Origin of the sequence: Colwellia sp. BRX8-4 (assembly GCF_014077345.1) — a bacterium.
GTDB lineage: Bacteria > Pseudomonadota > Gammaproteobacteria > Enterobacterales > Alteromonadaceae > Colwellia_A.
Window position 1 is genome coordinate 153,388 of the sequence record NZ_JACGVS010000010.1, and the last position, 21,527, is coordinate 174,914.

At 36.8% G+C, this 21,527-nt stretch carries 17 protein-coding genes, 1 tRNA gene and 1 pseudogene; 8 read left to right on the plus strand and 11 right to left on the minus strand.

All coding sequences use genetic code 11. The features are described 5' to 3' along the window. Positions 1 to 68: 68 nt before the first annotated feature. From H4J56_RS10635 to aceK, 3 genes are all read right to left on the minus strand, one after another. A complete protein-coding gene (locus H4J56_RS10635; RefSeq protein ID WP_182244917.1) occupies positions 69 to 3,230 on the minus strand; it encodes an EAL domain-containing protein in 3,162 nt (1,053 codons plus the stop codon). Between the two features lie 196 nt (positions 3,231 to 3,426). Continuing rightward, a tRNA-Trp gene (locus tag H4J56_RS10640) sits at positions 3,427 to 3,503 on the minus strand. 152 nt (positions 3,504 to 3,655) lie between these two features. Beyond that, complete coding sequence (aceK, locus tag H4J56_RS10645) at positions 3,656 to 5,389, minus strand: bifunctional isocitrate dehydrogenase kinase/phosphatase (protein ID WP_182218311.1); 1,734 nt, start codon at positions 5,387 to 5,389, stop codon at positions 3,656 to 3,658. Between the two features lie 238 nt (positions 5,390 to 5,627). On the opposite strand from aceK, the gene queA reads away from it, so the two are divergent. The 5 genes from queA to secF all read left to right on the plus strand — a co-directional run bounded on the left by queA (position 5,628) and on the right by secF (position 11,227). Continuing rightward, a complete protein-coding gene (gene queA, locus H4J56_RS10650) occupies positions 5,628 to 6,680 on the plus strand; it encodes a tRNA preQ1(34) S-adenosylmethionine ribosyltransferase-isomerase QueA (RefSeq protein ID WP_182218313.1) in 1,053 nt (350 codons plus the stop codon). 126 nt (positions 6,681 to 6,806) lie between these two features. After that, complete coding sequence (gene tgt / locus H4J56_RS10655) at positions 6,807 to 7,922, plus strand: tRNA guanosine(34) transglycosylase Tgt (protein WP_182171367.1); 1,116 nt, start codon at positions 6,807 to 6,809, stop codon at positions 7,920 to 7,922. Between the two features lie 58 nt (positions 7,923 to 7,980). Continuing rightward, entirely contained in the window at positions 7,981 to 8,316 is a 336-nt protein-coding gene (gene yajC, locus H4J56_RS10660) for a preprotein translocase subunit YajC (protein ID WP_182171028.1), read from the plus strand. Positions 8,317 to 8,418: 102 nt separating this feature from the next. After that, entirely contained in the window at positions 8,419 to 10,266 is a 1,848-nt protein-coding gene (gene secD / locus H4J56_RS10665; RefSeq protein ID WP_182218315.1) for a protein translocase subunit SecD, read from the plus strand. Positions 10,267 to 10,279: 13 nt separating this feature from the next. Continuing rightward, the gene (gene secF, locus H4J56_RS10670; protein WP_070376037.1) at positions 10,280 to 11,227 is read left to right on the plus strand and encodes a protein translocase subunit SecF; all 948 of its coding nucleotides are present in this window, start codon (positions 10,280 to 10,282) and stop codon (positions 11,225 to 11,227) included. 321 nt (positions 11,228 to 11,548) lie between these two features. Here secF and H4J56_RS10675 read toward each other — a convergent pair whose 3' ends face one another. Beyond that, the gene (locus H4J56_RS10675; RefSeq protein WP_182259295.1) at positions 11,549 to 12,748 is read right to left on the minus strand and encodes an HD-GYP domain-containing protein; all 1,200 of its coding nucleotides are present in this window, start codon (positions 12,746 to 12,748) and stop codon (positions 11,549 to 11,551) included. Positions 12,749 to 12,887: 139 nt separating this feature from the next. Here H4J56_RS10675 and H4J56_RS10680 point away from each other — a divergent pair, with 139 nt between their 5' ends. After that, complete coding sequence (locus H4J56_RS10680; protein WP_070376038.1) at positions 12,888 to 13,259, plus strand: DUF2750 domain-containing protein; 372 nt, start codon at positions 12,888 to 12,890, stop codon at positions 13,257 to 13,259. A 52-nt stretch (positions 13,260 to 13,311) separates the two neighbouring features. Here the strand turns inward: H4J56_RS10680 and H4J56_RS10685 are convergent, their stop codons facing one another. The 5 genes from H4J56_RS10685 to can all read right to left on the minus strand — a co-directional run bounded on the left by H4J56_RS10685 (position 13,312) and on the right by can (position 17,672). Further along, entirely contained in the window at positions 13,312 to 13,962 is a 651-nt protein-coding gene (locus H4J56_RS10685; RefSeq protein WP_182259296.1) for a sulfotransferase, read from the minus strand. 7 nt (positions 13,963 to 13,969) lie between these two features. After that, positions 13,970 to 15,568 carry a PH domain-containing protein gene (locus H4J56_RS10690; RefSeq protein ID WP_259368183.1) on the minus strand — a complete coding sequence of 533 codons (1,599 nt, stop codon included), beginning with the start codon at positions 15,566 to 15,568 and terminating at the stop codon, positions 13,970 to 13,972. After that, positions 15,561 to 16,124, minus strand: a complete 564-nt coding sequence (locus H4J56_RS10695; protein ID WP_182244920.1) for a PH domain-containing protein — start codon at positions 16,122 to 16,124, stop codon at positions 15,561 to 15,563. The genes H4J56_RS10690 and H4J56_RS10695 overlap by 8 nt, the downstream gene beginning before the upstream one ends. Before the next feature lie 138 nt (positions 16,125 to 16,262). Then, positions 16,263 to 17,069 (minus strand): uroporphyrinogen-III C-methyltransferase, encoded by an 807-nt coding sequence (gene cobA / locus H4J56_RS10700; RefSeq protein ID WP_182259298.1) that lies wholly within the window; start codon positions 17,067 to 17,069, stop codon positions 16,263 to 16,265. A gap of 3 nt (positions 17,070 to 17,072) precedes the next feature. Then, on the minus strand, positions 17,073 to 17,672 hold the full coding sequence (gene can / locus H4J56_RS10705; RefSeq protein WP_070376043.1) for a carbonate dehydratase: 600 nt from the start codon (positions 17,670 to 17,672) through the stop codon (positions 17,073 to 17,075). A gap of 662 nt (positions 17,673 to 18,334) precedes the next feature. On the opposite strand from can, the gene H4J56_RS10710 reads away from it, so the two are divergent. Then, positions 18,335 to 19,501 carry a methyl-accepting chemotaxis protein gene (locus H4J56_RS10710; RefSeq protein ID WP_182218333.1) on the plus strand — a complete coding sequence of 389 codons (1,167 nt, stop codon included), beginning with the start codon at positions 18,335 to 18,337 and terminating at the stop codon, positions 19,499 to 19,501. Positions 19,502 to 20,084: 583 nt separating this feature from the next. On the opposite strand, the gene H4J56_RS10715 is transcribed toward H4J56_RS10710, so the two are convergent. Beyond that, positions 20,085 to 20,678, minus strand: coding sequence for a hypothetical protein (locus tag H4J56_RS10715; protein WP_182259299.1), 594 nt, complete (start codon positions 20,676 to 20,678; stop codon positions 20,085 to 20,087). Between the two features lie 98 nt (positions 20,679 to 20,776). After that, a complete protein-coding gene (locus H4J56_RS10720; protein WP_182259300.1) occupies positions 20,777 to 20,998 on the minus strand; it encodes a hypothetical protein in 222 nt (73 codons plus the stop codon). Positions 20,999 to 21,065: 67 nt separating this feature from the next. On the opposite strand from H4J56_RS10720, the pseudogene H4J56_RS10725 reads away from it, so the two are divergent. After that, positions 21,066 to 21,527, plus strand: a pseudogene (locus tag H4J56_RS10725) (transposase); the annotation flags it as partial.

The window sequence follows — 21,527 nt, forward strand, 5'->3', positions numbered from 1 at the left end:
ATTATTGGTGGTGTATTAATCCTGTGACTCTCAATTAATCGCAAATTAAAAGATAAAGCCATTGTACTTTATAGCGTTTTGATTTGAGTCATGACTAGTTGCTCTAACTCTTTAAAACCAATGGCTTTACTGAAATAATAACCTTGATACTCCTGACAGTTTAATTGTTGGAGAAACGCTAAATGCTCACTTAATTCCACGCCTTCTGCGATAACACTTAAATTTAAATTATTAGCTAAGTTAATAATAGAGCGAACAATACTTTGATCGATTGAAGATTCATGCATTCCCATAATAAACGAACGGTCAATCTTGAGAATGTCGATAGGAAATTGTTTTAAGTAACTTAAAGAAGAAAAACCTGTACCAAAATCATCTAATGAAAGCTTAAAGCCAAGTGCCTTAAGCTGTTGCATGGTTAAAATAGCGATATCTATTTTATCCAGTAACATGCCTTCAGTAATTTCAATTTTTATCCTGGCGGGAGAGATGCCATATTGGTTTAGTTTCGCTTTTAAAAGTGCAATAAGGGCTGCTGAATCAGAAAACATTTTTGCTGATAAATTAATGGCAATAGGTCCAAAGTCTAACGCTTGTTTTTGCCATAAAGCAACTTGAGCGAAGACCTTATTTATTGCGATTTTATCAAGTTGGTCTATTAGACCAAGCTTTTCAGAAAAGGGAATAAAACTGTCAGGGTAAATAATATTACCGTCCGCTTCAACCCACCGGATTAAGGCCTCTGCCCCCGAAATCAAGCCAGATTTAGTATCAACAAAGGGTTGATAATAAAATTCAAAGGTCTCATTTTTTATTGCTGTGAGTAGCCTTTGTTCTTGCGCTAATTGTTCTGCAACTTCACTGTTCATGCGCTGTTCAAAAAATTGATAATTATTCTTTTTTTGAGCTTTAATATCAAAGATTGCTAACGCTGCTTTTCTTAATAGCTCCTGAGGAACATCAGCATCTTCAGGGTATCGAGTAATGCCAATGCTTGCGGTAACAGGCAACTGGTGGTCATCAAATACATATGCAGTGTCAAAACAAGACAGTATTTTCCGTGCAACAGCGATAGCGCCATAATTAGGGTCAGAAAGCTCAACTAAAATACAAAATTCAGCACCATTAATACGTGCAATAACGTCTTTTGGGTATAATACCGTACTTAAACGATCGGCAATTTCACGGATAACTTCATCACCGGCACTATGGCCATAAGTGTCATTAATTTTTTTGAAACTATTTACATCAAGTAATAGTACGGTTGGTGACTTTTGAGAGCGTTGAGAGTTCAAAGAAGATTGGACAATCAATTCATGCAATAGGGTTCTATTAGGCAATTCGGTTAAATCATCGTGGGTAGCAAGCTTACTTAATTGCTGTTGTATTTTTACTTTTTCAGTAATGTCTCTAAAAACACCAAGATAATGGATAATTTCATTATTATCGTTTGTTATCGCTTCAATCTCTAATTCTAAACTATAAATTTCACCGGTAGATTTTTGATCAAAAAGCTCTCCTAACCAACTACCATGCACCATAGCCTGAGCGCGCAATTTTTCAGATAAATCAGCAGGCTGGCCATTTATTTCTGCAAAAACTACCTTTTGACCTATTACTTCAGACTTATGCTTGTGGGTGTGTGTCACGTAAGCATTGTTTACTACTTCAATTTCGAAGTTTTTATTGGTTATCCATACTGCATCAGCTGTATTCTTAAAAGCAATAGACAATAACATCAACTGTTCTTCATTGGCTCTGATTTCATTATTGTGGCGTGTTAAACGTACTTTTTCTTTTCGTATATAATGACGATTTACCGTAAGTAATAAAATGATTAAGGAAAATAGACTAATAACAATGGTCACAACACTTTGATTTTTTGCTGACTGTAGCTCTAATGTTTGTAATTGATTTTCAGCTTGTAATAAGTTGATCTTTTTCTGTTTTACTTCTGCTTTATATTGATTTTGTAGGACCCTGATTGATTTTTGCTGTGCTTCGTCATTAAGTTTATTAATTAACAGGATATGTTTTTCATAAAAATTAAAGGCTTGTTGCCATTTTTTCTGCGCTTGATAAGCTTTGCTGATGCGTTTATAAGTCTCTGCTTCAAGTTGTTGAAGTTTGGTCTCTTGATAGTAAAGTAATGCGCGATTATAAATGGCTAAAGCTCGAAGAGGCTCTCCCTGCAGTAGATAAATATCGCCAATAAAGCCTTCCGCACTAATTTGTGATTTTTTATTCTTAGTTGCTGCAGTTAATTGCAACGCTTCTTCTAATTGCTTTTTTGCTAATGTTAATTCATTAATTGTAATGTAGGCATCGGCGAGACCAATAATGGCGCCTAATGTCTCTTTAGGAAAATATTTACTGTCAGGGTGATTAATCGCTTTTTTATAGGATACGATTGCATTCTCATACTGTTTGAGCTCGGTATAATAAATACCTTGATTTGAAATGTTAATGATATAAAGCGCACTGTCGTTAAGCTGTTGTGATATCTCTATAGGTCTCTCTAAATATTTTAAGGCAGCATGAAAATCTTTTTGTGCCCAGCTAATTAGGGATAAATTATTAAGCGCCGCCGCGACACCTTGTAAAGCCTGCAAGTCTTCATATAAACGCAAACTAGTAATAAAATACTGTTGTGCTTGGTCATAGTCGCCAATTGAGAAATACGAAATACCAGTTAAATTATTAATTTCAGCAACATCTCGGTTGGTCAGGTAGACATCATCATTTAAAATACTGTTATTTTTTTTTATTATTACGTTGTTCATCTGATTAAATAACGCCAAGGAAATCTTTAATGCTGGCAGATGTTGTTGATCATTTTGTAACTCAAGCAGCTGATTTTTTTTTGATAGAAGATTTAACGCGAGTAAGGATTTTTTTGAAATGATTTGATTAAGGTTTTTTTTAAAGCGATCTAGCCATCGTTGAGCATTAACAGTATCTCCTTGTAAGATAGCATTGTAATGCAACTGATTAATAATTAGTGCTTCAAAGCGCTTGTTTTCAAACGGCGTTACTTGTTCAAGCAGTTTAGTATAGCTATTTTCTTTTTCTTGAAATGAAATCGACGTATTATTACGGATAGACTGATAATCGGTATCTAAATTTACTTCACTGGTTATTTCTGTGGCAACAGCGCTAAATATTATAAAATATAAAGAAAATAATAAAGAGGGTGATTTTATTTGGGGCACAGTACTAAAAAGTGTCAAATTATTCCAGTCAGATATTATTAGAAGCAATAAATATATTATAGGTTATATTTTTATTTCTTCACCTAAATATAAATTATACTTTAATAAGTATAACGACCGCTCTTATTTAGATATGACAGAGTAACTATTAGGTTTACGATGATTTATAAAGATAATACTATTGATCTTAGCTAGAAATAGCTAAGAAAATAATTGGCAGGGGTGGAGAGATTCGAACTCCCAACCGTCGGTTTTGGAGACCGCTGTTCTACCAATTGGAACTACACCCCTGCAACGGATTCGAATTATACGCAAGCAATAGCAAAGGTAAAGCGCTAAAGTCAAAAAAAATGAAATAAATGACTGTTTGCTTAAAATAACAACATTGCGTTTGTTTTAAACTCAATTATTGTCAGGTAAAGCAAACAATCACAGATACAATATTAATTATTACAAAAACGTAGTGCCTCTGGGTAGGGGAATACATCTTCAAATTTACCCGTAGCCACACTTTTTTGGCATTGTTGCCAAAAACTGGCTTCTAACAAATCGGCATGATGTAATAAAAAAGCATTGCGGTATTTCTTATTTGCCAACGCAAAAGTCGCAATTTCCTCTGGAAACATGTCGCCAGGTGCTACCGAGTACCAAGGTTCTGCTGCATAAATTTGTTCCTCGGTAATGGCTTCTGGTTTCACCCTAAAGTTAACTTCATCCATATAGGTTATTTCATCATAATCGTAAAATATGACTCGTCCGTGTCGGGTTACGCCAAAGTTTTTGAGTAACATGTCGCCGGGGAAAATATTGGCAGCAATTAACTGTTTGATCGCGCTGCCATAGCCATACATTGCTTCTTCAATTTCCTCATCACTCGCTTTAGCTAAATATAAATTGAGCGGTGTCATACGACGCTCAATATATAAATGTTTGATGATAATTAATTCATCTTCAAAACGAATAATAGATTGAGCAACATTGAGCAGCTCTGTTAATAATTCTTCACTAAAACGGTCTTTGGGAAAAGCAACTTCAGAGTATTCCATGGTGTCAGCCATTCGTCCAACTCGGTCATGTAATTTAACTAAGCGATATTTTCCTTTAACTTCTTGCTTAGTCATGGTCTTACTTGGGGCAAATTTATCTTTTATAATTTTAAAAACATAAGGGTAAGAGGGTAAGGTAAATACTGACATCACCATACCTTTAATACCTGCAGCTAATTCAAACTTGTCATCACTTGCGTCGAGGTGATTGAGAAAATCGCGATAAAACTGTGTTTTACCTTGTTTATGAAAACCAATGGCTGAATATAAATCGGCTAAGGTTTTATGAGGAATTAAGCGTTTTAAAAATTGCACTAAAGCAAAAGGGTGCTGACAGTCGACAAAAAAGTAAGCGCGGGCAAAACCGAAAACTACCGCCATATTTGCCCCTTCGGTTAACAAAGCATCTATGTATAATCCTGCTGCTTTTCCTTCTTTTTCATTATTAACAATAGGGACAATAAAAGGTGTTTCACCGCCAGGAGAAATAACGCGACCAATAATATAAGCCCCTTTGTTACGATAGAATATAAAATCAAGAATATCGAACTTCAATTCGCTAAGTTTATATCGTGTTTTATGTGCTTGAACGCGAAAAGACTTTATAAGACTTTTCATGTCTCTTTCTAAGTTAACAAAGGGAATGTTGAAGTTGGCATTATTCATAATAGCCGCAATAGTTTGCTCTAGGCCTAACTCACTTGGCAAATAGCGCGTGTATATAACCGGACTGGCAATGTTTTCTATTTTTTCAACGGTACTTTTTACAAAAATAAAAGCATTGTGGTAGTACTTACGTTCAAATAAATGACAAAAGATAGAGTTATAAAAACTCTCTGCTAGCTCTGGTTGATGGTGTTCTTTTAATAAATCGACGTAACTTACCTTAACGTTTTGCCATAAAAGCTCGTCAAGATTCGAGACAAAAAAATCTTTTTTAATGGTCTCAAGTGTTTCTTCAACACGTTTATCATAAAAGTCTGTTCTACTTTTTGCTGCATCTTGAACCGCTTGCCATTGGCAGAGTTCAAAGCGTTTTTTTGCGGATTGAGTAATTTCACTAAAAAGATAGATATGTCGCTCAAAGCCATTCAGGATGGTTTTAGCGAGAGCAAAAGCAATATTGTTCATGATATTTTCAACTATAAATTTATCGATAATCTCAGCATACGGTAAATTGTCAAAAAGGGGAGATAAAGTTTCCAATATGATGATTATAAACAAGGTAAATACAGAGCTGTTTTATATTTAAGGTCTCTTGACCCTTTATTGCCACTGTATCGGCGTTATTACTTGCTATTGTTGGCGCTGAACACTAAAATTACGCGTTTTTTATTCTCTTAAAATAGATATTCTAATTGGTATTTACATGCGCGTAGCTGACTTTTCTTTTGATTTACCCGAAGAACTTATTGCCCGATATCCGAAAGCGGATCGTACCTCAAGTCGTTTAATGTCTGTTAACGGTAATAGTGGTGAAATCCTTGATCTTGGATTTACCGACATTATTGAACAACTTAATGCTGGTGATCTACTTATCTTCAATAATACCCGCGTAATACCCGCACGTATGTTTGGACAAAAAGAAAGTGGTGGGAAAATTGAAGTTTTGGTTGAAAGGATCCTCGACGAAAAACGTTTTCTTGCTCATATTCGTGCCAGTAAGTCACCAAAAGTGGGTAACAAACTTATTCTAGAAGGCAAAGTCTCTGCGACTATGCTTGGTCGCCATGGTGCTCTATTTGAATTAGAAATACAGGGTGAACAATCAGTTTTATCTGTGCTTGAAGAAATTGGCCATATGCCATTACCTCCGTACATAGACCGTCCTGATGAAGACAGCGATCGTGAAAGATATCAAACTGTTTATAATGAAAAACCTGGTGCGGTTGCTGCACCTACCGCAGGTTTACATTTTGATGAAAATTTATTAGAAAAAATAAAAGCTAAGGGTGTCGATCTCGCTTTTATTACCTTACACGTTGGCGCGGGTACTTTTCAGCCAGTAAAAGTCGATGAAATAGCCGACCATATTATGCATGCTGAGTATGTTGAAGTATCTGACGAAGTTGTTCAACAGATAGCCCTTACAAAAGCGAATGGCGGTCGCGTTATCGCAGTTGGTACAACATCGGTACGTTCTATAGAAAGTGCCGCTAAGGTGGCTAAAGATAAAGCTTTACCGCTTAGCGCTTTTTATGGTGACACTGATATCTTTATTACCCCAGGATATGAATTTCAAGTGATTGATGCCTTAATCACTAATTTTCATTTATCAGAGTCAACACTGTTAATGCTCGTTAGCGCCTTCTCGGGTTACGAACACATGATGTCTGCATATCAACATGCAGTGCATGAAAAATATCGTTTTTTCAGTTATGGCGATGCGATGTTTTTAACGAAAAAAGATTACAATATTTAAGATGACATACAAAGCGTTTAATAATTTATAATAAACAACCGCTAGCCTGTTTCGCTAGAGGGTTTGGAGAAAGTCTATATGACAGATAAAACAGTAGCACCAGTGACTAAACCAGTAAAAAGCAAGATGAAGTATCAATTAATCAATACTGACGGTAAAGCACGTCGAGGCCGTTTAACGTTTGATCGCGGTACAGTAGAAACGCCAGCGTTTATGCCAGTAGGGACTTATGGCACGGTTAAAGGCATGAAAATGGAAGATGTTGAGGCAACAGGCGCTGAAATTATTCTAGGCAACACTTTTCATCTTATGCTACGTCCTGGTACTGAAATTGTTGAACAGTTTGGCGGTTTACATAATTTTATTAATTGGCAAAAACCAATTCTTACTGACTCTGGTGGTTTTCAGGTGTTCAGTTTAGGTAAAATGCGTAAGATTACCGAAGAAGGGGTTAAGTTTAGTTCTCCTATTAACGGTGATAAAATAATGCTAACCCCTGAACGTTCAATGGAAGTTCAGCGCAGTTTAGATGCCGATGTTGTGATGATTTTTGATGAGTGTACGCCATATCCTGCATCACATGAAGAATCAAAAAGTTCGATGGAATTATCACTACGCTGGGCACAGCGTTCTAAAGTTGCTCATGGCGATAATCAATCAGCTTTGTTTGGTATTGTACAAGGCGGCATGTATGAAGACTTACGTGAAGTTTCTGTTAAAGGTTTAAAAGACATCGAGTTTGATGGTTATGCGATCGGTGGTTTATCAGTAGGTGAACCCAAAGAAGATATGATCCGCATTCTTGATCACACCACCCCCTTGATCCCTGAGAATAAACCCCGATATCTTATGGGTGTTGGAAAGCCTGAGGACTTGGTTGAAGGTGTGCGTCGTGGTATTGATATGTTTGATTGTGTTATGCCAACACGTAATGCCCGAAATGGTCATCTATTTGTGACTAACGGCGTTATTAAAATCCGTAATGCCAGCCACAAAACAGATACAGGGCCATTAGACAGCGAATGTGACTGTTATACCTGTAAAAATTATTCACGCGCTTATTTGCATCATTTAGATAAGTGTAATGAAATTCTAGGCTCACAATTAAATACCTTACATAACTTACATTTTTATCAACGTGTTATGAAAGGATTGCGTGCGGCTATAGAGCAAGGTAAGTTAGACGACTTCGTGAGCGAGTTTTATGCGTTACGCGGATTACCCGTTCCAGAACTAAAATAGCTATTTACACAAATTAAAAGAATTATCCATTTATTAACAATAAAAATCAGAGGAAATTATGAGTTTATTTATCAGTGAAGCACACGCAGCAACCGGCGCACCAGCAGGTGCCGATGGCACATCAATGTTGATCATGCTAGCCGTTTTTGGTTTAGTTTTTTACTTTATGATTTACCGCCCACAAGCTAAGCGTGTAAAAGAGCATAAAGGCCTAATGTCAGCATTATCAAAAGGCGATGAAGTTTTAACACAAGGCGGCATCGTCGGTAAAATTGTGAAAGTTTCAGACGAAAAAGATTATATCGTAGTAAGTGTTGCTGAAGGTACTGAAGTTGTTCTTCAAAAAGCAGCAATCAATGCGGTATTACCTAAAGGCACAATGAAGTCATTGTAATTCGTAGTGGGTTAGTTATTTGCTTAGCTTCTTGCTAAACAAGTTTAGCATTATGACTAACCTGCAATGATTTAAAAGAACGTTAATAAAAAGGATGAACTTGTGCTAAACAAATACCCCTTATGGAAAACACTGATGGTGCTATTTATAGTCGCTTTTGGTGCTTTATATGCTTTACCTAATTTATACCCTGAAGACCCTGCCGTGCAGGTTTCAGGTTTACGTGGCGTTGAAGCCAATGCTGCAACGCTTGATAGCGTAAAGAGCGATTTGACTGCAGATAATATTTCATTCTCAAGTATTGTGCTTGAAAATGGCCAATTACTTGTCCGTTTTAGTGATACCGAGCAACAACTTCGTGCCCGTGATTTGCTTGAGGAAAGTTTAGGCGATAAATTTTCGGTGGCGTTAAATCTTACGCCGGCAACACCTGCATGGTTAGCAAGTGTTGGTGGTACACCGATGAAGTTAGGTTTAGATTTAAGTGGTGGTGTTAGCTTTCTAATGGAAGTGAACATGAGTGAAGCGATAGTTAAAGCGCAAGACGCCTTAGTTGATGACTTTCGTACTGATTTACGTGGCGAAAAAATTCGTTACCGCAGTGTCAAAAAATCGAACGACTCCATCAATGTTCAGTTTCGTAATGCGGAAGACTTAACTACAGCACATGACTTTTTGAAAAAACGCTACCGTGACTTTTTAATGTCAGAAAATGCGGATAATTTAACTTTGTCTGCAAAAATGACCGATGAAAAAATTAAAGAAGTTCGCGAATATGCCTTGCAACAAAACATTACCATTATTCGTAATCGTGTTAATGAATTGGGTGTCTCTGAGCCGCTTGTGCAACGCCAAGGCAAAAAACACATCATCATTGAATTACCCGGCGTGCAAGATACAGCTAAAGCAAAAGAAATTTTAAATGCAACGGCAACTATCGAATTTAGACTCGTTGATACCGACGGCGATTTAAGTGCTGCACTCAATGGCCGAGTGCCAGCGAGCTCTAAGTTATTATATGAACGTGACGGCAAACCTGTTTTATTGAAAAAACGTGTGATGCTAACCGGTGATCATATTGTTGATGCAGGCTCAAGCTTTGACGAATATAGCCGTCCACAAGTAAATATTTCGCTTGATTCTGCCGGCGGTGGAAAAATGTCCAATGGGACTAAAAGTAATATCGGTAAGCCAATGGCGACCGTATTTATTGAATATAAACCCACTGACCGTAAAGATGCTGAAGGGAATACTATTTTTGAAAAAATAGAAGAAGTTATCTCAGTAGCAACCATTCAAGCACGTTTAGGTAAAACCTTCCGCATTACTGGTGCGGGTAGCCAAAGTGAAGCACATAATTTAGCACTATTGTTACGTGCTGGAGCGCTTGTAGCACCGATTCAAATTGTTGAAGAGCGAACGGTTGGACCTACATTAGGTGCTGAAAATGTTAGGCTTGGTTTTGAAGCTATTTTAATGGGCTTTGGCTTAGTGTTTATTTTTATGATTATTTATTACCGTGCTTTTGGTGTGGTAGCAAATCTAGCGCTTGGTGCTAACTTAATCTTAATTGTTGGGGTGATGTCGTTAATTCCTGGGGCAACGTTAACGTTACCCGGTATGGCAGGTATTGTACTAACAGTTGGTATGGCAGTAGATGCCAACGTACTTATATTCGAACGTATACGAGAAGAAATACGTGAAGGTAAGTCGATTCAACAATCTATTCACCAAGGATATGAGGCAGCATTTTCAACCATTATTGATGCCAATATTACCACGCTTATTGCGGCACTTATTTTGTATGCTGTTGGTACAGGTCCGATTAAGGGTTTTGCGATAACGTTATCTATCGGTATTCTTACCTCAATGTTTACAGCGGTTGTTGGTACACGAACCGTAGTTAATGCTGTTTGGGGCGGAAAACGTCTCGACAAACTTTCAATATAGGGCGTAGATATTTATGCAAATTTTACAATTAAAAGAAACTGTCGCCTTTATGAGTTACCGCAAGGGAGCATTGATGTTTAGTGTTTTATTGATGCTTGCTTCTGTATTTTCTTTAATGACCAATAAATTAAACTTTGGCCTAGATTTTACGGGTGGAACATTAATTGAGGTGGGTTTTGAAAAAGCGGCTGATTTAAACAAAATTCGTGCGGTAATGGACAGTAATGGCTATCCAGATGCGGTTGTGCAGTTATATGGTACTAGCCGTGATGTGGTTATTCGTTTAGCAGAGCGCGAAGGTTTAAACGTTGAAATGCTCGGTAATGAAGTACTTAGTGCCTTACAAGAAGGCACAGGGCAAACCATGGAAATGCGCCGTATTGAATTTGTGGGTGGCAGCGTCGGCGATGAATTAGCAGAGCAGGGCGGATTAGCGATGTTAACTGCGCTAATTTGTATTCTCGTTTACGTAGCATTCCGCTTTGAATGGCGTTTCGCTTTAGGTTCGGTGTTTGCTTTATTTCATGATGTATTGTTAACACTGGGCTTGTTCTCGGTATTAAAACTTGAGTTTGACCTGACGGTGCTTGCAGCGATATTGGCGGTTATAGGTTACTCACTCAATGATACGATTGTTGTATCTGACCGTATTCGTGAAAACTTTCGTAAATTACGTGAAGGCGGGCCAGCAGATATTATCAATATTTCGTTAACACAAACCTTAAGTCGTACTTTTATAACGTCAATAACCACGTTATTAGTATTAGCTGCACTGTTTTTTAGAGGTGGTGAGCTTATTCATGGTTTCGCAACCGCGTTATTGTTTGGGGTCTTTGTTGGTACTTATTCATCTATTTATGTAGCAAGCTCAGTTGCACTCGCTTTTGGTATTTCTAAAGAAGACTTGATACCAGAAGTGATTGATAAAGAAGGCGCAGATCAAGAAGAGATGACGCCTTAACGTATCAATCAGATAATAAAAGTTGTTAACTAAAAGCCGAGTATTCTTACTCGGCTTTTTATTGTCTTATCAAGAAGATTAACTGATTAGCACCGTTTAAAAGGGCTTATTAATAACTATTAAGATGATATTTGAAATAAAATTGTGCTAATTTTCAATTTTATTAGTGTATGGTATTTACATTAAATAGTTTATTAGTATAATTACTCTAGTTCTTAAGGGCTATGCTCTTACCAAACTTTTGTTATTCCCTTACAAATGTTTTTATGCCGCGTAACTTACGCGGCTTTTTTTTGCCTAAAAAAGGACATTTAAGGTACGTTAGGCTTTATTGGCAATGTCGTGTATCAGTTTAGCAATGTTAATATTATAGTCTTCAGCTCGGGCCGAGCCAACGATGGTAATAGCGACAAGTGAAAGGTCGCAATCTTTTGAATTAATATAATTTTGGAGTTTTAAGCTATAAAAAATTTTTACTTTAGGTTTTAGCGGGTCAGCTCTGTTGCCTTCAACTACAATGGCTATTTTATCATTTGATAGTTTAACCAGTGAGCCCACCGGATGGACACCTAAATATTTAATAAACTGTTGAACAAGTTGCTGATCAAACTTGCCTTTTTCTGCTAATAAATAACGTAACGCGTTAATGGGTTGTTGACCTTTTTTATAAGCTTTATCACCTGTTACAGCGTCATAAACATCAATAATTGCAGTAATACGAGCAAGTTTAGAAAGCTTTTCTTTTTTTAAACCCCTAGGGTAGCCAGAACCATCTAATCGTTCATGGTGATTAATCAACATATCCATAATAATAGGATCATTAAAGCCATCTTTTTTACAAAGCTGATGTCCCCATGCAAGGTGTTTTTTAACAATATCCATTTCATTAATTGTTAGTTTATCTGGTTTTTCAATGATCCCTTTGGGTATTTTTGCAACACCAATATCATGTAATAAAGCGCCTAATGCCATTTTTTCAGCGGTTTCTTTATTTAAGCCAAGGAAAAGTGCAAAGCCACAGACTAAGATGGCGCAGTTAGTGGCATGCTCCCATTGATAGGTAGAATGATGGCGAATACGCGTTAAAATAGTTATGGCATATTGATTACGAATAACCGAATTGGTTATCTCTGACGCGAGCAAACTGATTGCCTGTGGTGATAGATTTTTTTGACTTTTCGCTTGGTTGAATAAATCTTGAATTTTTTTATTACTATCATCATAGATTTCACACGAACGTGAAAATTCTTCATTTAATGAGCAAGGTAAAGTCACTGACTCTGCAGTTGATAATTTTGCTTCTTTAGCTGTTAAATTTTGATTTTGTTCCTTATCAGACTCAAGTTTGATAATAACTTGAGTAACGCCTTGTTTTTTTAAAGACATTATTGTGCTTTGAGAGTTAACTCTGCCTTGGTTTTTTACTTTTGTTTTGCTGTGTTTAAGCATTACGGTGGTAACGAACATACCAATTTCTAATTCATCAATGCTTAATGTCTTCAATCTAACTTCTTCAGTCATATAGTATTTTTATTATTATTGTTCCATATTCATTCATACTTGCTTATTTTTTATACTTTTACAATAAATTGTTATATTAGCAAATGAGATGGTGTGAGATAATTAAAGACTGCTCATTAATTAATTGATACCAATAATCATGAATTCAACAATCTTAAGCACCTTTTTAGTCGACGTTAAAAACAATCAATCGTTCTGGGCACTGCAAGAAAAGTCAGCAGAAGATTGGGTGGTACTTGACTCTATTAATTTTGAAAACACTGAAGTTATGCCATTATGGTCAAGCCAAGAACTCGCTCAGAAGCATTGTGTTGATGAATGGCAGGAATATGTACCGACTAAAATAACTTTAAGTGACTGGTTGGAATTTTGGTTAGAAGACCTTAGTGAAGACGGCGTTATTGTTGGTATTAATTGGCAAGAAGAAACTAGTGATACAGATGATAATACATATGTTGAGTTAGATTTAGCCGAGTTTAGTCAAGCACTCGCTGAAATTGAAGCTTTGTAACGTTTAGAAAAAGCAGTATGTTGACTTTATTATAGAGCTCAACGTGCTGTTGTTATTCGCCTGGTACATCTAAATAAGTTAGTAAACTTATTCGACCATTCTTGGTCGACGCTATTTTATTTTTATTGATTAAATCTTTCCAGGCGGTCACTTTGCCACCCGTATTGAGCCGCTCAAAGCTTGCCGACTCATTTCCTTGCGCTAAAGATAAAAAGTTGAGTAATTTCTGATAACTGTCTGACTCGCTAACATCTATAGTCAGTAAGTCTTGTGGGCGAGCAATAAAATATTGCCCAACCTCACTCTTATGCCGCTGGTAGCATAATGATAAAAAATTATCATCTTCAATATTATCTGACGTAAAAGGTGAAAATGTACTCTGGTAACAGCGTTTAATGATCGTATTAAAACCACCATCATCTCGGGTGACATTGATATACATTCGTTGAAGTAATTGCTTAATCGACGGTAACCATTTTTGTGACTCACGGGACAAATAGATAAATTTACTGTTAGGGTAAAATGTATCTAGACGTTTAAAATCAGCAAAAATGGGCGTATCGGCGATCACTTGTGCATGATCAAAAGTTTTTTGCGTATAAGCTGTGTGTGCGACGGTATAGCCGAGTTCAAGCATAGCGGCACAAATACTGGTGGTGCCGGTGCGAGGTAAGCCGATAATGAATATTTTAGTGCTGTTCATCTCTTAGTTACATCCAAGATTTGTGGCTGCTTTCTACTTGGTAAAGTGCATTATCAAGTAATTGGTAGGCAAACTCTTGTTTGATAAAAGGAATATCTTGAGCGCCTGCCGCTAATACTATGCTTACTGAACTGAGTTGGTGGCGCTTTTGAAACCAACTTTGTTTAAACTGAACTTGTTGAGTTTTAAAAATAGGAAAACAGTAATAGTCGACGCCAAAATAACCTTTACGGATATAAATAAAATCTTCATCTTTAGCATAGCCCCAACGAAACCAACGCATAAAAATTAACAAACCAACAAATAAATAACCCGGAATTATAGCCATTAATAAATTAGTTTTATCAACAGTGATGAAAAAGACTAACAGTGAAATAAATATCGGGGTGAGAATATAGCCAAGATTACGCAAAAGAAAGCGTTTACTAATGCTTTGATAATCAACAGTCATCATTTTATTACTTGGGTATACGTTGTTAACCAACGCCAAACATTCGCTAGGATTAATTGATGGAACAATAATACGATTATTTTCTGCACTCGCATGATACTGATTTAAAGCACTATTGCTTTGCTCAAATTTAAGGTTAATTCGTTTGAGTATCACATCAAGCCAATCTTGTTGACGAACTACCATTTGCAGGCGGGATAACCGCATGATCACTTCATACTTGGTTAACAGACCACTACGGCGAATATAACGATCGTCGACTTTACTTAAGGTGAACTGGTAAAAAGTAATAATAGAACCGGCGATAGAAAATAAGGTAAAAGGTAATAAAATAATAAAAGTTAAGGTCAGTGCGTATAAACCAACTTGCCACATGGGTTTATCAGCAAACGTTAAGAATTTTTCAAGGTCGATACCTAAGCCATTAAAAAATTCAACAATATAGCGACCAAAATCATCAAAAAATGGTGCTAAGCCACCGAGGAAAATCCAGATTCTGTTGTTAGTTAAGCCATGAATAATAAGGTCTGTAATACTGCGTGTGTTTAAAATAGTTTCGTTGTTTTGATCCTTAGATGCTAAGTCATTAACTGTTTCGGTCTCGGCATCGGCGACTGTTGAACTTGCTATTTTATGCTGAGCTAAAATTTCTACTTTAAGTTGTTCGGCAAAGTCTACTTTTAAAGCGACGACTTTAGCTTCTTGCATAGCGGAGCCTGCAGTATCAAGCTGGAGGCAGGTAAAACCGAATAGTCGATAATACAACGGCTGCTCTAGTTTTACGTTTTGAATTTTAGCAAAGGGTAAATTAACGTATTTCTTTGAAATTACGCCAGAGCGTATTTCAATATGATCCTGATATAATCGATACTGAAAGAAGTAGAAACTTAAAAAGGTCGAGATCATAATAATGGCGAGTATGGATAAACCTATTGGTAGCCACAAATGGGGATGTGCAATAAAATTATCGTAACCTAAATATAATGCGGGTAAAAAAACGACGATATTACTTAAAAATCCCATCACAAATTTTGCTAAAAAATAAATAATAGCGATAGGTGATATACGCTGCCAGTCTTTGGTGTTTTGTTTCGAGCCAAGAGGGGGAATTGTTACTTCTCCGTCGCTCTCTAGCGTCGGTGTTGATTTATCCATGATGGTTAACATCTTTGTGATCAAGAATAAATTGGCGAATGCTCTCTGCTTTCTCTAACGGTAAACCTGGGATTTCAAAAGTGTGCAGTGCACCACCAGCGCTGAAAACTTGCAGTTTAGCCAAACCTATTTTTCGATCAATAGGACCACGCTTTAGCTCTACATGTTGAATACGTAGCATGGGTTGGCTAACAGTTTTGAGAAAAATAACGCCACTTTGATAACTAAGATCTTGTTGGCGAAGTGCGTAAAACTTTCTTTTATCAGCAACTATAGTGTAAAGGGTACTCATAAAGCCAACTAGAGCTACTACCCAAATAACATAACTTACAAAGTTACTTACTGCAGTAGTTAAGGTAATAAAGTGTTGTAGCTGAACGATAAATAAAATACTTATAATAAACAGGGTGAGAAATAAGGTGATATAGCGGTTACTTTTTGCATAAAGCGGCGATAACATTTCAAATTTTAGAGAGTCTAATCTTGGTAAATCGTTACTCGTTAAACCTGTGTTTGAAAAGTTAACCGTTCCTGGGATATTCTCGGTGCCCTGCATAATCGCTATTCCTATTATTTTTATTATCAAAAGAGTGGGTAATTGTTATTATAATTATTAATATAAACCGAACAATATGATTAATATTGGCGCAGTGCGGAGCTTGATTTTCTTAAAAGATTTTTTGGGTGTTTAGTATTATTCTGGTGATAAATAACCTAAATTCATCAAGCGCTTCTCATCAAAGGTGTTAATAACATCACCAATAATGACTAATGTTGGTGGTTTTATATCATGTAATTCAACTAAGTGGTTCAATCCCGCTAACGTACCATGGTAAACTTGTTGTTCTGGATTTGTTCCTTTATAAATCAATGCTGCGGGTGTTGAAGCTTTACGACCCGCCTTGATTAGTTGCTCACTGATAATGGGTAAGCTTTTGATCCCCATATAAAAGACAACGGTTTGTTTATTATCGTTAAGTGTGTGCCATGGCAGTGATAATTCACCATTGTCTTGGACGTTACCAGTAATAAAGGTGCAACTTTGTGCAACTTGTCTATGTGTTAAAGGAATACCTACATAGCTTGTACAAGCAGAGGCCGCGGTCATTCCTGGTACAATATGACAAGCGATGCCATTTTTTAAGGTATATTGTGCTTCTTCACCTCCTCGACCAAAAACAAAAGGATCGCCGCCTTTTAAGCGTAAAACTTTTTTGTTTTGTTTAGCATAATCAACTAATAACTGATTAATTTGATCTTGGGGTACTCTGTGTTCTGCTTGTTTTTTACCGACATAAATTCGCTGACAATTTTCGGGTAATAACGCTAATATTTCAGCACTTACTAATCGGTCATAAATGGCGACTTCAGCTTGTTTAATAAAACGAAAAGCTTGTATGGTTAATAAATCAGGATCGCCAGGACCCGCGCCAACTAAAGCGACTTCGCCACAAGCAAAAGGTTGTTTACTGTTAGGTGAGTCAGGCATTATTAAGGTCATTGGTTATTTACCATTAGAAGAAACGTTTAAGTTCTTCAAAATACCGTCGTGTATATTATAGACAAAGCCGTGTACGGTGACATCTTGATTGGCATTCCAGGCACTGACTAATGTGGTGGTATGACAAACATTGGCTACCTGCTCAATCACATTGAGTTCACAAAGTAAGTTGACCTTTGTTTGCTGGTCTTCAACGGCATCAAGGCGCTCTTTGTGAAAACGATAAACATCTTTAATATGCCCTAACCAATTATCGATTAGCCCATGACGCTTATTATCAATTGATGCTGTAATACCGCCACAGCCATAGTGACCACATACTATTATATGTTTAACTTTTAGGTTTTCTACAGCAAATTGAATAACAGAAAGGCAATTTAAATCGGTATGGATAACTTGATTAGCAATATTACGATGAACAAACACTTCGCCTGGAGACATACCGAGCAATTCATTGGCTGGTACTCTTGAGTCAGAGCAACCTATCCATAAATATTCCGGTTTTTGTTGTTCTGACAAGCGTTTAAAAAAATCGGGGTCTGCTTTTTTTATCTTTTCAGCCCACTGCTGATTATTGTCGAACAAATGTTGAATTGAAGTCACGGAATGCCTTGTTAAATAATCTATTCATTGATTTTATGAGAATACACCAAAAAGTGAAAGATAAATGTGATATCAATTATTTATGATGTATATCCATTTAGTTGGGCACTTAGCCATAACTGCCGATATTATGAAAACTTAACTAGGCAGAGTCATCTCAACCTTATGTGAGCGACAATTTTAGCAATACAAAAACTAAAGCAGTTGTACTAAAAAGAAAAACAATCAAAGTAGCTGAGTTTGGTGTACTGACTAAGAAGAAATCAACTTATCTATTAGCTAAAAAAGGGCGATTTAGGTGAATTTAAGCAAAGCAAATAGCTAAGACTTTTAATCATGTCGTTATAAAGGGAAAATTAAATGGTTTATGTCCCAATAAAAATAAAGTTTGGCTTTGATTTTAGCTAAACTATTTATTGTCTTTCTCTTTTTATTTATCCGCCAGCACTTATCATTATATTATAAGTGCTGGCGGTTAACGTTGAATGTTCGACAATCAATTGTTACTTGGTATAGTTAAAATAACAGCTGATTTTTGTCGAATGGTATAAATTAGTAAATATTATTAGCAAAACTGCTAAATAATAGGTAATTTATAAGGAAATAAAGACAAGTAGCTTTAATCTCAGCTATTTTTTTTAAACTAACATCATGGATACTCTATGTTTACTCGCTTAAGCGTGAAATTACTTATACCGACTGCTGTTTTTGGATTATTAGCTGTATTATTTATTTTGCTATTTACAGATGAGTTAAGTAAGTCGTCTGTTATCGGTATATTGTCTCTATTAGTGATTGCTCAATTAATATCAGGTTATATATTTACTCAAAGTCAGCTGTCGTCTCGATTAACAAAGTTACTTCATTACTTAACGCTTGTGGTGAGTACCAAGCAGGCGCCTCCTGGCCCATTAGTTGATGAAGGTAATGATGAACTCGCTCAAGTCACCAATGAGCTTAGTGCATTTATTGGAGATTTATCCGATGTGCTTGCTGAATTGCGAACCGAGTCTGAATCGTTAAAAGAGGGGTCATTTTTACTGGCCACACAAATGACTGATTCAGTGAGAGCCGTTGATGATTCTGCCCGTCAAATAGAACTTATGGCTCACTCTATTGATGAAGTTGCGTCAACGTCTAGTATACTTTCAGAGAGTGCTTCACAGGTAAGTGAGACGACTAATCAAGTTATTGACATTTTATCGCAAGGTACAACTTCTTCAAATACCAGTCAGCAAACCATTGAAGCTTTTTCTAAAGAAGTTACCGAAATGGCGACAGACTTAGCGCTACTGCAAACAGAGTGTTCAAATATCGGTTCTGTTCTGGATGTTATTCGTGGCATTGCCGACCAAACAAACTTACTCGCATTAAATGCAGCGATAGAAGCAGCGCGAGCAGGTGAGCAAGGTCGCGGTTTCGCAGTTGTTGCCGATGAAGTAAGAGCTCTTGCGCATAGAACACAAGAAGCAACGGTTGAAATTCATTCAATGGTTGAAGGTCTGCAAGAGAAATCAACTAATGCTGTAACGGCGATTTCGCGTGGTCAAGCATTGACGCAAGACAGTTTAACGCATTCAGCCGAAGTGGTTGAAGCGTTAGAGCAAATAGGTCGAGTCTTTAAAGAGGTTAATGCCTTAACCTCTCAAATTGCTAGTGGCACTGAACAGCAACAGCAATCAACTGCAGCGGTTAATACCAATATGGCTGAAGTTGCCTCTTTGAGTAGAGATATCACTAATGGCTTAAGTTCTGTTGCCCAGCATGCAGAGCAACAGCAAAAGGTATCTGTTGATGTTGCTACGACCCTAAATAGGATTTGTGTTTAGAAACTAGCATGTAAAAGCACCGAGAGTAACGTTTTATCATAAGCCCATTTAAACATGGGCTTTTTTATGTTCAGGATAAACGGTGATGATTTTTGCGAAACATCATAAGGTGTGACGATGCCTATAGCAGTAAGACCATTCAATGGCATCATGGCATTATTACTTTCGTATATGTCGATACGGAGTGAAGCTCCACAGACGTAGTATAATGTTTGATATTGGCATCATATACGACAGTTGGCTTTTAATAGGTGATAAACAGATTATCTTGTTTTTTAGAAATTGCATTTTAGTGAAAACCTCTGATCTTCAGCCAGCAATACTAATAATCACTTTATGTACATTATAGTTAGTCATTCATTAATTTCTAAGTCCGCTTTAAGCTCATTGCGGACGGTGCTATTTCACATATTAACGCTAACTAATGCCACAAAGCCGACCTCATTATTAGAGCGTTCAACTCCACTTTTATGTCAGCTATCTTCAGGGATAGCTGACATTAGGATATATACTCTATGGCGCTAACGCCCCCATTGGGCCATAGCACTTATAATAACTTTGCCAAAAGTAAAGTCATATAATATTAATCTTCAGGTATATAACTGCAATCATCTGAATCAAGACCTAACTGATAGTCTTTTGATTTTTCCTCTAACCAATCGACTAACTCTTTGGCCGCAGGTGAAAGGTTGACTTCAGCTCCTCCCCCTCTCCTTTCCAAAAGGTAGGGGGTATATAGCTCTGTTTCATTATTAAATTTAAAGCTCAAAAAACGAATACTTCCAGCGTCAGAACAACGTTTTTGCAATTCAGTAAAATATTGAGAAGTCACCTCGCTAGCAATACTTTGAATGCCCTTGACAACTTCAATATCTATAGTTTCAAGTAAAGTACCAGCCCCACCCATCACTTTAGTGAGTTCAATTTCTGACTGCTCTGCCACATCATCTACAGAAAGATAACCGTCATTCTTCCCTTTATTATGATAATAATGATAAAAGTTGCCTTGAATATCAACAAAAATTCCAGCATGACTTGTCCCCCATGCGTTGTTATCATAAGCCACAGCCAGTAAATATTTTTGTTCAGCTTTTTGTTCTTTCTTTCCTTCTGAATCACCCTGACAAGCGGTAATAAAACAGATAATTACAAGTATCAAAAGATTGTTAATTTTCATTTTATATCTCAATTATTTTAATTTTAAGTCAACCGTTTATTGTACGCTCAGATGATATTGGTCATTATTATACTCTAACAGCGCCTGAGCTTAATTTATTACAAATCGCCACCACCGCCACCACAACTAGCATTTACTAAAGTTGACGTTGCTGTGCCACAGTCACCCATATGGTTACAGACTCTTGCTTTAAAATATTGCAAACCACTAAAATAAATTTCACTGTGACTTGTTGATTGGCTATAGGGTAATATTTTTGCCCAAACACCGTATTTTCCATTACGGTGTTCAAGCTGATAAAATATTATTAAGCCACCCATAATAACTTGTTTGTTTTTTCAACAATAAACTACACTTAATTTACCCCTATTAAGTGTGGTGATTGTTATGCCTAAGCCTCGTTCACAACAAATCAGTTTATCTGATACGCCGTATTATCATATTTGCAGTCAAACCGTTCGCAAAGCCTTTTTATGTGGTGTTGATAAAGAAACCGGTGTCAGTTATGAGCACAGGCGTCATTGGATTGAACAGCGCATTTTTAAATTATCTCAGGTCTTTGCTATTGATATATGTGCTCATGCTGTCATGAATAATCACTTACATTTAGTCCTTCATGTTGATAGTGAACAAGCTAACAACTGGACGACGCTAGAGGTACTGTCCCGTTGGCATAAGTTGTTTAAAGGCACCCTGTTGACCCGTCAATTTCAACAAGAGCAATCATTAACTACATTAACTCCATTCGAAATGGAAATGGTTGAAGAAACAGCACAGGTCTATAAACAGCGTTTAATCGATATCAGTTGGTTTATGCGGGCATTAAACGAGCCTATTGCTCGACAAGCC